Source organism: Candidatus Bathyarchaeota archaeon, assembly GCA_026014725.1.
In the GTDB taxonomy this organism is placed as follows: Archaea; Thermoproteota; Bathyarchaeia; order Bathyarchaeales; family Bathycorpusculaceae; genus Bathycorpusculum.
Window position 1 is genome coordinate 31,371 of record JAOZHV010000026.1, and the last position, 13,560, is coordinate 44,930.

Annotated in this window: 9 protein-coding genes; 6 read left to right on the forward strand and 3 right to left on the reverse strand. The window is 42.0% G+C overall.

Annotated elements, in window-relative coordinates; genetic code table 11:
- The first annotated feature begins 33 nt into the window (after positions 1 to 33).
- The gene (locus NWE95_04225; protein ID MCW4003102.1) at positions 34 to 1,959 is read left to right on the forward strand and encodes a 2-oxoacid:ferredoxin oxidoreductase subunit alpha; all 1,926 of its coding nucleotides are present in this window, start codon (positions 34 to 36) and stop codon (positions 1,957 to 1,959) included.
- Positions 1,949 to 2,914 (forward strand): 2-oxoacid:ferredoxin oxidoreductase subunit beta, encoded by a 966-nt coding sequence (locus NWE95_04230; protein ID MCW4003103.1) that lies wholly within the window; start codon positions 1,949 to 1,951, stop codon positions 2,912 to 2,914. Before NWE95_04225 ends, NWE95_04230 begins: the two co-directional genes overlap by 11 nt.
- A 118-nt stretch (positions 2,915 to 3,032) precedes the next feature.
- On the opposite strand, the gene NWE95_04235 is transcribed toward NWE95_04230, so the two are convergent.
- Positions 3,033 to 3,401 (reverse strand): cupin domain-containing protein, encoded by a 369-nt coding sequence (locus NWE95_04235; protein MCW4003104.1) that lies wholly within the window; start codon positions 3,399 to 3,401, stop codon positions 3,033 to 3,035.
- Positions 3,402 to 3,713: 312 nt separating this feature from the next.
- On the opposite strand from NWE95_04235, the gene nrdR reads away from it, so the two are divergent.
- The 3 genes from nrdR to NWE95_04250 are packed head-to-tail and all read left to right on the forward strand — an operon-like array spanning position 3,714 to position 6,979.
- A complete protein-coding gene (gene nrdR / locus NWE95_04240) occupies positions 3,714 to 4,163 on the forward strand; it encodes a transcriptional regulator NrdR (protein MCW4003105.1) in 450 nt (149 codons plus the stop codon).
- Positions 4,160 to 6,286, forward strand: coding sequence for a ribonucleoside triphosphate reductase (locus NWE95_04245; protein MCW4003106.1), 2,127 nt, complete (start codon positions 4,160 to 4,162; stop codon positions 6,284 to 6,286). Before nrdR ends, NWE95_04245 begins: the two co-directional genes overlap by 4 nt.
- Before the next feature lie 15 nt (positions 6,287 to 6,301).
- Positions 6,302 to 6,979 (forward strand): anaerobic ribonucleoside-triphosphate reductase activating protein, encoded by a 678-nt coding sequence (locus tag NWE95_04250; protein MCW4003107.1) that lies wholly within the window; start codon positions 6,302 to 6,304, stop codon positions 6,977 to 6,979.
- Positions 6,980 to 7,125: 146 nt separating this feature from the next.
- On the opposite strand, the gene NWE95_04255 is transcribed toward NWE95_04250, so the two are convergent.
- On the reverse strand, positions 7,126 to 8,760 hold the full coding sequence (locus NWE95_04255) for a hypothetical protein (GenBank protein ID MCW4003108.1): 1,635 nt from the start codon (positions 8,758 to 8,760) through the stop codon (positions 7,126 to 7,128).
- Positions 8,761 to 9,154: 394 nt separating this feature from the next.
- On the opposite strand from NWE95_04255, the gene NWE95_04260 reads away from it, so the two are divergent.
- Positions 9,155 to 9,793 (forward strand): hypothetical protein, encoded by a 639-nt coding sequence (locus NWE95_04260; protein MCW4003109.1) that lies wholly within the window; start codon positions 9,155 to 9,157, stop codon positions 9,791 to 9,793.
- A gap of 161 nt (positions 9,794 to 9,954) precedes the next feature.
- Here the strand turns inward: NWE95_04260 and NWE95_04265 are convergent, their stop codons facing one another.
- Positions 9,955 to 13,548: a hypothetical protein gene (locus NWE95_04265; GenBank protein ID MCW4003110.1), complete on the reverse strand. Its 3,594-nt coding sequence runs from the start codon at positions 13,546 to 13,548 to the stop codon at positions 9,955 to 9,957.
- Positions 13,549 to 13,560 lie beyond the last annotated feature (12 nt).

Sequence of the window (13,560 nt, forward strand, 5' to 3'; positions counted from 1 at the left end):
TCAAACAAAAAATTTTCGCGATGGGAAGGCAAAATGGTAATTGAAAGTTTAAACTGGATGGCAGGTGGACCGCAAGGAAGCGGCGTTGACACAGCATCCACCATATTCGGCAGAGCCTGCGGTTACGGCGGCTTGTGGGTCTTCGGCAGAAGAGAGTACCATTCAAACATTAAAACCATGCACAGCTACTTTCACCAGCGTGTTTCAAAACAGCCAACGCTAGCAAATATTAGTGATGTGAACTTGCTGGCAGCTTTTGATGCAGAAACGGTTGTGCGTCATGTTGGCGAAGTCGTGAGTGAAGGTGGCATAATCGTTGATTCACGCGAGCTGGGCATCAATGTTCTAAAGGACATCAAGACTTTCTCACAAGAATACAAAACTCAAGTCCAAGAATTCATGCAGAACAATGGGGTTGGCGAAACCATCAGGGACTTCTTAAACTACGCCAAAGAAAGAAAAATTCAGGTTTTCACTGTTCCATACCTTGATTTGCTCAAGCAAGTCGGCGAAAAAATCAACGTAGACAAAATCAGCACGCTTTCAAAAATGATTAATGTCTTAACTATCGGTGTATCTTTTGCGCTTCTAAAGTACGACCGAAAACTCGTTGAAGACGCCATTAAAGCTACCTTCCACGAGAAAATCGTCAACATGAACCTCACAGCCGTAAACACAGCCTATGATTATGCAGAACAAAACTTTGAAGTTAACAATTTCAAGCATAAACTCGAAAAACAAGAAACCAACGAGCCGAGAATTTTCTTAACTGGAAACCAAGCTGTCGCCATGGGCAAAATCCTTGGCGGATGCAGAGTCCAAACATACTACCCCATCACCCCCGCAGCAGACGAGAGCGAATACATAGAAGCCCACGAAATCATAAAAACCAAACAGGGACAAGAAGCAGTAATCGTCCTCCAAACCGAAGACGAAATCGCCGCAGTAAACTCAGCTTCAGGAGCATGCCTAGCAGGCGCACGAGCAGCAACAAGCACTTCAGGACCAGGCTTTTCACTTATGGCTGAAGGCTTAGGCTGGGCAGGCAACAACGAAGTCCCGCTTGTTATCACGCTTTATCAGCGAGGTGGACCATCAACTGGGCAGCCTACAAGGCACAGCCAACAGGACTTGCGCTTTGCAATGCATGCGGCTCACGGCGAATTCGCAAGAATCATCCTTGCTTCAGGCGACATAGAGGAATGCTTCTTTGACGCGGCTGAAGTTTTTAATTTAGCGGAAAAGTATCAGATGCCAGTTATTCACTTGATAGATAAAGGCTCAGCTAACTCGTCCCAAACATATCCAGTCTTTAACTATGGCAATACGAAAATTGATAGAGGGCAGATTGTTTCTGAGCAAGATTACGAAGGCAAAGAATACAAGCGTTTCCAATTCACAGAAACAGGCATCTCTCCAAGAGCCTTCTTAGGAACAAAAAACGCCGTCCACTGGTACACAGGCGACGAACACAACGAGTTTGGCAACATAAACGAGGAACCAATCATAAGGCGACGCATGATGGAGAAACGCATGAAAAAACTCGATTTGGTAGATGCGGAAGTGCCGTTGGAGATGAAGCTTAACTTTTTTGGCGATAAAGACTCAGAAAACACAGTGATTAGTTGGGGTTCACCTAAAGGCGCAATAATTGAAGCCCTAAACCAACTCAAAGAGGAAGGCTACAGCTTAGGCTTTATTCAAGTGCGCATGATTCATCCGCTTCCCTCTGCCCAAATCCGCGAGATGTTGCAGAACAAAAAAAGAGTCATAGACATAGAAGACAACTACACTGCACAACTTGCAAGCATAATCACTGAAAAAGCACTCGTGAAACCCAACTACTACGTGCTTAAATACACAGGCAGACCTATGATGACCACCGAAGTCTACAACGCCATTAAATTAATCCTAACTGACCAAGCGCCATCAAGGCAGGTGTTGATGAATGGAGCGTAAACCTTCAGATTACAAAACCGATGTCTACGTTGACTGGTGCCCAGGCTGCGGCGACTACGGAATTTTGAGCGCGCTACAGATGGCGCTGGCAGAACTAAACCTTGAACCACACAACGTAGTGGTTGTTTCAGGAATAGGAAACTCTGGAAAAACGCCGCACTTTGTTAAAGCTAACGGTGTGCACACGCTTCACGGCAGGCTTTTGCCTTTCGCCATGGGCATCAAAGTGGCTAATCCGAACTTGGAAGTTATCGGTGTGGGCGGTGACGGCGACGGTCTTGGAATTGGGGCTGGGCACTTTGTGAGTGCAGGACGAAGAAACATTGACATGACCTACATAATCTATAACAATGGGGTTTATGGCTTAACGAAAGGCCAAGCTTCCCCGACGCTTAAGCTTGGGATGAAGACAAAGTCGCTTCCAAAACCAAACATCAACCAAGGCTTAAACGCAATTTCGCTTGCAATCACTGCAGGCTACACTTTCGTTGCGCGCTCGTACGCTTTTGATGTCATGCACCTGAAAGATACGATAAAACAAGCCATACAGCATAAAGGTTTAGCGTTCATCGACTGCTTGCAACCCTGCCCCGTCTACAACGACATTAACACGAAAGCTTGGTATGCTGGCGAAGACCGCCCAGACCCAACCACAAGCAAGCCACAGTCAAGACTATATAAGTTACAAGAAGCAGGCTTTGACCCACTCGTCAAAGATGAAAGTGAAGTTTTCAAGAAGAAAGTTGCAGGTATGGAAAAGGCTCAGGAATGGGGCGACAAAATCCCAATCGGCGTCTTCTACCAAAACCCGCTCGAACCCACCTTCCAAGACCGCTTCACTCAGCGCATACCTTTCTATGTGGAGAATCCGCCTGCTAAGCAACAGCTCAAAGACGAGAACGGCACATCAACGGTTGATTTAAGCGAGTTTATGGATGACCTAAAAACAAGCTAAAATTTGAAAAAAGTAATTGTGAAGAAGCCTTCTCCTTTCTTCTCACAAGTACTATTATGTTAATTCAGCTTATAAATCACTATTTCCACTATCGATATATCACGAAAAAAAGCTCTCTTCACAGCTTCTCTGCTTCCTCATCACAATAGCAGTCTTCAGTAAAACGCGGAGTGCAAATACAATAAAACACCAAGTCTGTCCTGCCCGTGTTAGTTATCTTTTGAGAAGTGCCTGCAGGAATAACAATAACATCGCCAGCCTCAACATCGGCTGATGGCAAGTTCCCAACGATCACTTTGCCCTTTCCGCTAGTAACAAGATAGATTTCGTCAACATCTCTTAGATGGTGCGCTACGGTTGTGACACCTGCCTTGACTCTTGCTCGTGCAACTGACACTTTTTTGGTGCTGTAGTTTTCAGCTATGAAACAGCGTTCGGGCGTGAAGTGCTCATTTAAGGACTTGGCTTTTACAATTTTCGGCTCCATTTTCTTCACTTTGGTGCTTGGTGCGTGATATTAGAAGGTAACTAAGGATGTATGCTCAATTTTAATTATATCGTTTACGCAAACTTTAACATGAGTGGTATTTGCGTTAAATTGGTTTCTTTTTACGAAACAAGCGCTGTTTTGCATTTTTTTATTTTTGTTTTTTTGTTTATTTTTCATGGTGTTGGTTTTAAGTTAATGGGTTATATTGCAGGTTTGATGTGAAAATAGCTTATATAGTACACTAACTGTAGTGTTTGGATTAAGCTTGTTGACACTACAGTTATATCGCGGCATGAGTATGTATAAAGTATGAGATGTCCCTACTGCAACTCGGAAAATTCCAAAACATTAGAAACACGCGAGTCTCCAGAGAACACCACACGCCGACGAAAAGAATGCATCAACTGCGGCAAACGCTACACAACCTACGAATATCTAGAAACAGTTGAACTCATGGTTAGAAAGAAAGACGGCGAACTAGAACGCTTTGATGTTAACAAGATAATCCGCGGCTTGCAGAAAGCATGCGAGAAACGTCCAGTAACTATGAGCCAAATCAACGAATTAGCAGAACAAGTACGCCAAGACCTCATGCTCAAAGGCACCGAGGAAATCGCATCCAGAGAGATCGGCGATTTAATAATGCAACACCTAAAGAAAGTTGACCGCATCGCGTACATTCGGTTTGCTTCAGTTTACAAGCAGTTTGAAGAGCCTGAAGATTTCAGGCGAGTAATTTCGGAAGTGAAAAAATCATGAAGTTTGTATTAAAACGTGACTCTAAATTAGAACCCTTCGATCAAGAAAGAATAACAACCGCAATCTGGAAAGCCGCAAAAGCAGTGGGCGGAAAAGATAAGGAACAAGCCAAACGCATCAGCGATGAAGTCGTCGCTGAGTTACAGAGGTTATATGGCGACGATGGCGTGCCCACGGTTGAGGAAATCCAAGACATAGTAGAAAAACGCTTAATCGAAAACGGTCATGCCCAAACTGCTAAAGCATACATCCTCTACCGTAAACAGCACAATGACATGCGCGAGTTAGCTGCGCTGTTGAGTTCTTCAGACATGGTAGACCAGTACCTTGAGGTTGAGGACTGGAGAGTAAAAGAAAATAGTAACATGAGTTACTCATTGCAAGGCTTAAACAATTACCTCTCATCCACAGTTATAGCGAAATACTGGATATCACGGATTTACCCACAAAACATTGCTGAAGCACACTTCTCAGGCGACATGCACATCCACGATTTAGGCGTGCTCGGACCTTACTGTGTCGGCTGGGACGTCAGTGACCTGTTGCTTTCAGGATTCGGCGGTGTAGCTGGCAAAATTGAGAGCAAGCCAGCAAAACATTTCCGCACAGCACTTGGGCAAGTGGTAAACTTCTTCTACACTCTGCAAGGTGAGGCAGCTGGCGCTCAAGCGTTCAGCAATTTTGACACTTATCTAGCACCGTTCATACGCTACGACAACTTGTCACAGAAAGATGTCGAACAGGCGCTACAGGAATTCTTTTTCAACATGAACGTACCCACTCGTGTAGGCTTCCAAACACCCTTCACAAATCTTACCCTTGACTTAACCGTGCCAGAATTCATGAAAGACGAAGCTGTACTATACAACGGCAAAGTCACAGGAGACACCTACGGCAGCATGACTAAGGAGATGGAGATGTTCAACTTGGCCTTCGCTGAAGTCATGCAACAAGGCGACTCAAAGGGCAGAGTCTTCACTTTCCCAATACCCACATACAACATAACCAAAGACTTCAACTGGGATTCCCCTGTTTCGCAAGCAATATTCGAAGTTACCGCAAAGTATGGTGTACCATACTTCTCAAACTTTGTCAACAGCGACATGAAACCCGAAGATGTACGCAGTATGTGTTGCCGTCTCCGAATAGACAACCGTGAACTACGCAAACGCGGAGGCGGTTTCTTCGGTGCCAACCCACTGACAGGCAGCATAGGCGTGGTAACACTCAACATTCCAAGAATCGGCTACTTATCCAAGAACGAGGATGAATTCTTTGAACGCTTAGGCACGTTAATGGATATTGCAAAATCCAGCTTAGAGATCAAGCGCAAAGTGCTCGAAACATTCACTGAAAACGGCCTATACCCGTATTCCAGACGTTACCTACGGCACGTTAAAGAAGGTTATGGCAAGTATTGGAAGAACCACTTCTCAACCATAGGCATAGTCGGAGTTAACGAAGCCATCTTAAACCTTCTTGGCCAAAACATCGCGTCACGTGACGGTCAAGCTTTCGCAGTCAAAATCCTAACTTTCATGCGTAACCGCCTAGCCGATTATCAAGAGGAGACAGGTAGCATCTACAACCTTGAAGCCACTCCAGCCGAAGGCACATCTTACCGTCTTGCGCGCATAGATAAAAAACGCTACAGAGATATCATATTCGCCAACCAAAAACGCGTTGTTTCCGAGCACGCTGAACCATTCTACACTAACTCTTCACAGTTGCCGGTGGATTTTGCAGGTGATTTATTCGAAGCGTTAGAGCATCAGGAAACCTTGCAGTCACTCTACACTGGAGGCACAGTGTTTCATATTTTCCTAGGCGAACGCTTACACTCTTGGAAATCCGCTGCTGAACTGATAAAGAAAGTTTCCTGGAACTCGCGCTTGCCCTACTTTACTTTGACGCCGACTTTCAGTATTTGCCCAAATCATGGCTACACTAGCGGTGAACACAAAACTTGCCCAGTTTGCGGAGCCAACTGTGAAGTCTACTCTCGCGTAGTCGGTTATCTGCGTCCCGTGGACCAATGGAATGATGGAAAGCAAGCAGAGTTTGCCATGCGTAAAACCTTTGACAAATCAGCCGTAGTCGCCTCAGCCCCCATTATAGTTTAGGGTGAAAACGAAAAGATGAAGTTTAGTGGACTACAAAAAACAAGTCTCGTGGATTACCCCGATAAAGTAGCCTCCGTGCTATTCACGCCAGGCTGTAACCTGCGTTGCCCATTCTGCCACAACTGGCGCATCGCAGTTGACCCCCAACCCCCATTTCTCCAAGAAGCTGCCGCATTGAAAATTCTTGAGGAACGCAAAAAATACGTTGATGCCGTGGTTGTAACAGGCGGCGAACCATGCATGCACAAAGAACTGCCCAAATTCTTAGCAAAGCTCAAGGAACGAGGTTTCATGGTCAAGTTGGACACAAACGGCTTCTTCCCCGACATACTCGAAGAATGCCTAGCAAACGTGGATTACGTGGCAATGGACGTTAAGACCTGCCGAGAAAAATACAAGCTCTTAGGAGCAAGTGACACAACGGGGCTTATGCGCTCTATGGAAATTTTGAAAATGGGAAAAGTGCCTTACGAATTCCGCACAACTGTCGTTCCAACCCTTGTTACTGCACAAGACGCTAACTCCATAGGCGAAATGGTGAAAGGCTCAAAAATACATGCACTTCAACAATTCGTTCCCCAAGACACACTCGACAAAGGGTTTGAAACACTCAAGCCCTACGCGCCAGAAACAATCACCCAATTCGCACAAATAATAGGCAAATACACAGAACACACCATCCTAAGAATCTAACCCTTCTTCATCAGCACTCGCAACCTACCCCTATAGGGATAGGGGTCTGCGGCAAAGCAAGCAAACCTTGCGTACAATCACATAGCTGCAACTGCTCGCAACAACCCCAACAACCAACAAGCAACCAAAACAAACAAGACAAACAATCAGTGCCTAAACTTAAGGTAGTAAACCGCTCCACCAGCCGCCAACGCACCAACCAACCCAATAATAATATAGAGTTGATACTTCACGTAAATCGGCGGCTCCTCCACCATCACCAGTAATTGTTCACTATCAGACCCCCAAAACGTTTGGGTCTCAACAAAACTTGCGACAACACTCCAAGGACCTGCAGAATCAGGACAAAAACTCCCCGTAAACGTCCCGTTCCGACTAACAGGACAATCTACTTTTTGAGTACTATTACTGGCAAAAAACTGTATTGCAACTGATGACTTGTTATCGTTAGGCAATAGAGTTCCTGCAACCGTTATGTTTTCTCCCAAAAATATCTTCTCTTTCTCTAAAGCAATTTTCAAAATAGGCTGTTCCTTCACGGAATACTTACCTGATGCTGTAAGATTATTCATCAACACGTCATTTGCAACTATCTGATACTGCACCAGCGTACCCGCAAGTTGACCTGGAATCGTGGCGTTACAAGTTTGATTGCTGATTGTCATTTCAAGGACATCAGTTTTGTTCGACTTGTTTGTGGTGTACGATAGTTGCGCTTTCTCTAATGAAACGTTAGCGCCATAAACGTAGGCAATATTGGTTGGTTTACCAGTGGTGACTCTAGACTGAAAACCAAGCGGTGACAAGGTTGCGTCATCAAAACTGGTTTTAAACATAAACTCTACTTCACCTGCACCTTCTTCCCCGATAAGCACCAACTGATAGAGCTTTGCCCCAGCGACATTAGACGTATAATTTAGAAACATTGACTGCCCCATGTATTCACAGCTGGCATAGACGACGCCACGGTAGCCTTCAGTCTCAAAGTTATAGCCGCCCATGCGACCGCTAACGTTTCCATATAATCCTGGCTCCCACGGCAACGGATAGGAGTTCACGCGTAACGATTTAGCGTCATTCATCAGGTAGAGCCTAGCCTCATACATATCTAATGTTTGGGGAACCTTGATGTATACTTCTACTTTTGAACTGTTAGTTAGAAACTCGTAAGCCCAAGCAGTACGAAGTCTAGGTAAACTATTGGAATCCTTGCCTTCAATAGACGTAGTGAACCACTGGTTGCACTCCAAGTTTTCAATTATCATAAAAGTGGCTTGCTGAGAACCTTGACTTTCCCGTGGATCATTTTTTATAACAAACGAGTAGTTGCCCGACTGCTTAGGTATGAAAAATAAATCATCGTTTGCTGTACGTAAATGCTCTGGAAAGCCTGCCGCTTCGGTGTGAGAGCTCTCTAACGTTCCCTGCGGATTAAAAACGTAGATATCATAATCCGTTTTCGCCGTCGCAGAGGTATCTACCCATGCTCCATAACAGTAAATATGGTAAGTGTGCCCTTCCTGCAAGGGACAAGTGACTGTTAGATTTTGACCGATTGGTATCGAGTTTTCATTTATTAGCACTGGAAAAATTGGTTTATCAACCATTACATACTTTGCCAAGGTTTCAGGATCAACATAGGTATGTACATGATTAATGTATTCTGAAGTATTGGTTAATTGTAGGCTATAACCTTGCGCCAAAAAGAGGGGGCTAATGACGACTACTAAAAGTATTATTGATAGTTTTTTAGGGGGGAGATTCTTCTTTTTTAGGCGCAAGGCTACCAGCCTACAATCACTCTGTATAGTGCGCCATGGTTAACAATAATAGTTATGAAGAGTAAATCTTTATTTTCTAAACTGATTCAAAATAAATGGTTCTTGTTTTTTGAGTTTATTATAACTTGAAAATTGGTTTTAGTCGCGCTTCATAGAATCATGGTTCTTACAATACAGTTACAGGCATGTTTAACTTTAGTGGTTTATTGTTGATTCAGATTTTTGAGCTTACTTTATTGTAAATAGTTAAAAGAAGTATATCGTGTATTAAATCTCGCTACAGAAGACATTTATAAGTAAAACACCAATGGCTATTTCAAAGATGAGGTCACATGACAAACAAAAAACCTCAAACTAAAAAAAGAGCCTTAAAAAGGGGAGGTGAACGGAAACAATGAACTATAATTCTTACCGCAGATTGATGAAAAACAAGTATGCCCTCAGCACAGTCGTAACCACTCTCATCATCCTCGTCATCTCAGTTTTGCTGGCTAGCGTAGTCACATACTTCGCAATAAACGTCGTCAGCACTCGTGTCCAAGAAGAAAGTCTGCACTTAACAAAGCAACACATATGGCACAACCCTACAGCAACTGCAGGATCTGCAGATTACACTATAGGATCACTCATGGTCATTAACACTGGTGGCAGAGACATCGTAATAGACAAGTTAGCTGTTAGAGGACAGGAAGCTCCATGGAACGACGCAGTTACTGGCAAATTCGTCCTATACAAGATTACTACAGACCCGATATCATCTGACTTCCAATTCATAAGCACATTTACAAGAACCCCAATAAATCCAGACGACAACGTGATAACAATGGGTGGTGACTCTTACAAGCTAGAAGTTGCTGAAAACGATCTGGTGCTTCCATCAGGATGTACCATGCTAATATACATCGTTAACCCAGACAGCATTACCATTAACGACATTGGTCTAACTGTTAGCATTACACTATATACAGCACAGGCAATGTACTACAGAGAAGCTAACGTGCAAGCATACGCTACGGGCACTGGTTCCAGTTAAACCAGTCAAATACCCTTCTTTATTCTAATTTATTTTTTAATTAACTTTCGATATGCTAGCGCAAGTGTTAATCAGTAAACTTAGTTTGGCAATCTTCATGGTAGACTTGATGCGAAGAAGTAAGGAGTGCGCCTCTTCACAACTCTGTTATTTCTTTATTGTTACTTTTTGAAGCTCAATGACACATTCGATGCAAGTAAATACGCTGCAAATAGTCCAAAAGACAATTGGAACAGACCACTTATATTCAAGAACTGACTCTCCATGAAACTACCAAAAGAATTCCACAAATATGTAGGCATCAAAACATTTGATGCAGTTATCATATAGCCAGTAATTATCTGTGCATTGTATACCATAATCAATCCAAAAAGGATTGCGAAAAATCCAAAACAGCACCCAATTATTCCCCTTAGTTTTCTGTTGCCAATAGTCATTCCGCCAAACCCTAATCCCCCCAGAGCCCCACAGAATATGAGAGCCAAGCCGAAGTAGTTCTGTGCTACTGTTGTTATTGCCCACATCATTAGGCCAGCGATGAAGATTCCAATTATGCCGCCCAAGAACCCTGAATGTATATGTTTTATTCCTTCTTGTTTTGAGTCACAGAAGTTTTGCAGTTGTGTGGTCTCTGTAGAGATATCGAGTTTTTTACCACTCGTTATTGAAAAAACAGTAATGGTGTAAAGCGACAATGTAATCAACAATATGCCGGCAATATTATCATTTAACCAAACTTCACCATTCAAAAACGAAGTTAAATTGAATAAAATAATCAATGTTAAAGAAACAATCAACAAAGCCTTCATAAATAAACTAGCAACTTTCTCGGCTGTGATAAGCTTGCCACGAATGACATAAACTGGTGCTAGAACTACTGGACCGAACAAAACAAGCAAATTTACAATAATCAATAACGAAAACATCAATGACATAAACCAGAGAAACTGGTTATTCATCAATGCTAACGCACAGAACAAGCCTCCACTATAGATAGCATAAATCAAAATCAAGGAAAGCCCACTTAATCCAAGTAGTTCAATTAATGTGGTGGTCAACATCCCATTTTTTAGTTCAGAGTAGAATTGTTTACCAACGAATATTCCAAGCGCTATAAACGAGCATAGTACAAATAATAGTAATATTGTACTGTTATAGTTAAGCGAGAACTGGGTGCCAGTTAATACTTGATTTTCCATGTAATTCCCATCGTCAGTAAAGATTGGTTGGTGCTGAAAAACGGTTGTCTGGGAGGCAGAGAAGAAAAATGCAAAAATAACTATGGTTAACAGTCCACATGCGATTAATAAAAATAGTATTTTTCGGCTCTTTGGTGGCAGTGAGTTTAGGTTACCGACAATTTTAGTAAACAAGAATCCAATGAATCCGAGAATTTTTCCCCAGAGCAAACAAGTAAGTGATGCTATAGTGATGCTTACTCCAAATAGAAGTATCGCCGTGTTAAATATTCCTGAAAATACACCGTAAGGACTCAAACTCTTCGGAACCACGTTAATCCCTATTAATGCCAATACTGTGATTATTACTCCAAAAACGGTCAATGAACATAATGTATAGCTGACCAAGTTTTTCTTGCCTTTAGAACCAGCATACACTGCCATACACAAAAGGATAAGTGCCACAAAAAAAACGATGTATAAATTCAATGTTTGAGTAGCAACTGAGAAAACAGCGTTTACATTAAATGGGCCACGCTCTACACGAAAAGCTGTCACGTTTAAAAACTTCATAAACGCGGTTGAACTATCATCTGAGCGAACCCAGAATGGACTATAAGATTGACTAAAGACGACATATGCAGGTTCTGAAAAGTTGCCGGATACGGATATGCTGTTAAAGTCTTGTTTGTAATCGATTCTTTCTTCAAGGAGCAGGTCAGAAAAATTTTCTAACGTAAGGTTTGCTATGCTCAGGTTTTGGTTATTATCTTTAAGTGCGAAAACGTTGCCTTTGAAATAGAGGTTTTCATATACTATTGAATGTTCATCTTCATGAACTGTGGCAAAAAATTGGGATGCATTATCAAAATAGCTGATATATTCGGAAGATTTGGTGAAATTAGTTTCAATCAGAATATATTTGACGCCGCAAATTGTTGCGAGCAAAGTGAAATTGCCAGGATCTTGTTCTGCCTTTAATGTATCAAACTTTTTGTTTAATGTCGAATAAAGCTCGCTTGCTGGTGGATAAGACCTTAATGCAATTACTGATTCTCCTACTATTTCATGGTTGATTAGGGAAGATTCATAATTTGTGTACCCCCAGACCACAGGGTATTTCAGGATACGAAAATCGTCCGACTGGTTTTGAATAAACTGATGGCCACCTGTTAATTCTGGTAGAGGAGATATACCCGGGGAAACTCCAACGGTAATGTCAGCAAAGACGATGGTGGCTACCGCGATGATTAATAAAGTATTGAAAAATTTTGTTTTTTTCCCTGTTGACTTAAACCAATAGAATTTATTTTGCAGAAACTCAGATAGACAGAGCAATCCGTACCCTGCGCACATGCAGATTGAAAAAATTACAATAATTTGAGTTCTAGAAGGGACTCTGACAAATAATGTTGTTACTAATTCTGCTAATGGTGTTCCTATGGCTATAAAAAAGAAAAAAACTAGAACAAGCAGGTGGAAAAAATAGTTTTGGAGATTCGTCTTTAACTGGGTTTTCCTGAAGGTTTTGTGTAAGAATAAGGGAACAAGCGCGATTGCAAAGAGGGATACCCCAAGGTAGAGTGATGTTATTTGTGATATGAATCCATCAGGTATAGAACCGGAATTTCTAATAAAAAAAAGGAACGGCGGTGAATTGTACTTTTCTGGGATGCTCATAACGGAAAGTGCGTTAGTATTTTGAATTAAGGTGAAACTAATCAAGAAGGGTGCGCAGAATAGAGAAAAAAGAATAGCGCATTCCACTATACGTTTTAAAATAGCGTTCCTTTGTACCCAAGAAGGGTTAATAATTAATTGGTATACAATTCTCAGCAGAATATAGAAAATGGCAAAGATTGTAACCTGCAAGTCACCGAGGAATAATGAAATTAAGGAAATTGTTGCGTAACTCATATTTTTTCTGTTGGGAAAAGAGAACATTTTCTCAAAAAGAAGAAAAACCCCTGGCATTAAGGCTGCAGCCAATATAAAACCAATGTGCCCATTGTTTATATGTGAAAAATAGAACGTGCAAAACGAGTAACCTACCGAGAATATCCAAGCGATTGCTGTTTTTTTGAAATAATAGGCTGCTAATTTGAATGATAAAACCTGAGAAACGACTAAAGTAGCTAAAACAAAAACTTTCAGCCAAAAAATCGGGTCGTTTAAAATGAGGTTTAAAATGAGAAATGAGGTGTGCGGAATATTTGGGATATTACTAACGTTGTAAAAAGTGGCTACTGATCCACCATAAAAATTAAACAACCAAAAGGTACCAAAAGGTAAATGACCTGAATTAATAATCCCAAGGTTATTAACAACAATCGACAGAGATTGAAACCCATCGCTGGTTCCAACACCTATCATGAAGGTGCTTGGAGAAAAAATAAACCGCCCAGCATACCATAAAGTAAACACCAAAGACAAAAAAGCAAAAAGTAAAACCTGCTTGTTTTCCCAAAGTTTTTTCGAAGCAGACATTCTCTTGCTGGAAGCTACTGTAAGTTCAACTTTCGAACTTAGTGAATTGCATTCTCGCTGATTATTGGTGAATGCAGATTCTTCCATCATAGCTTCTCCTTG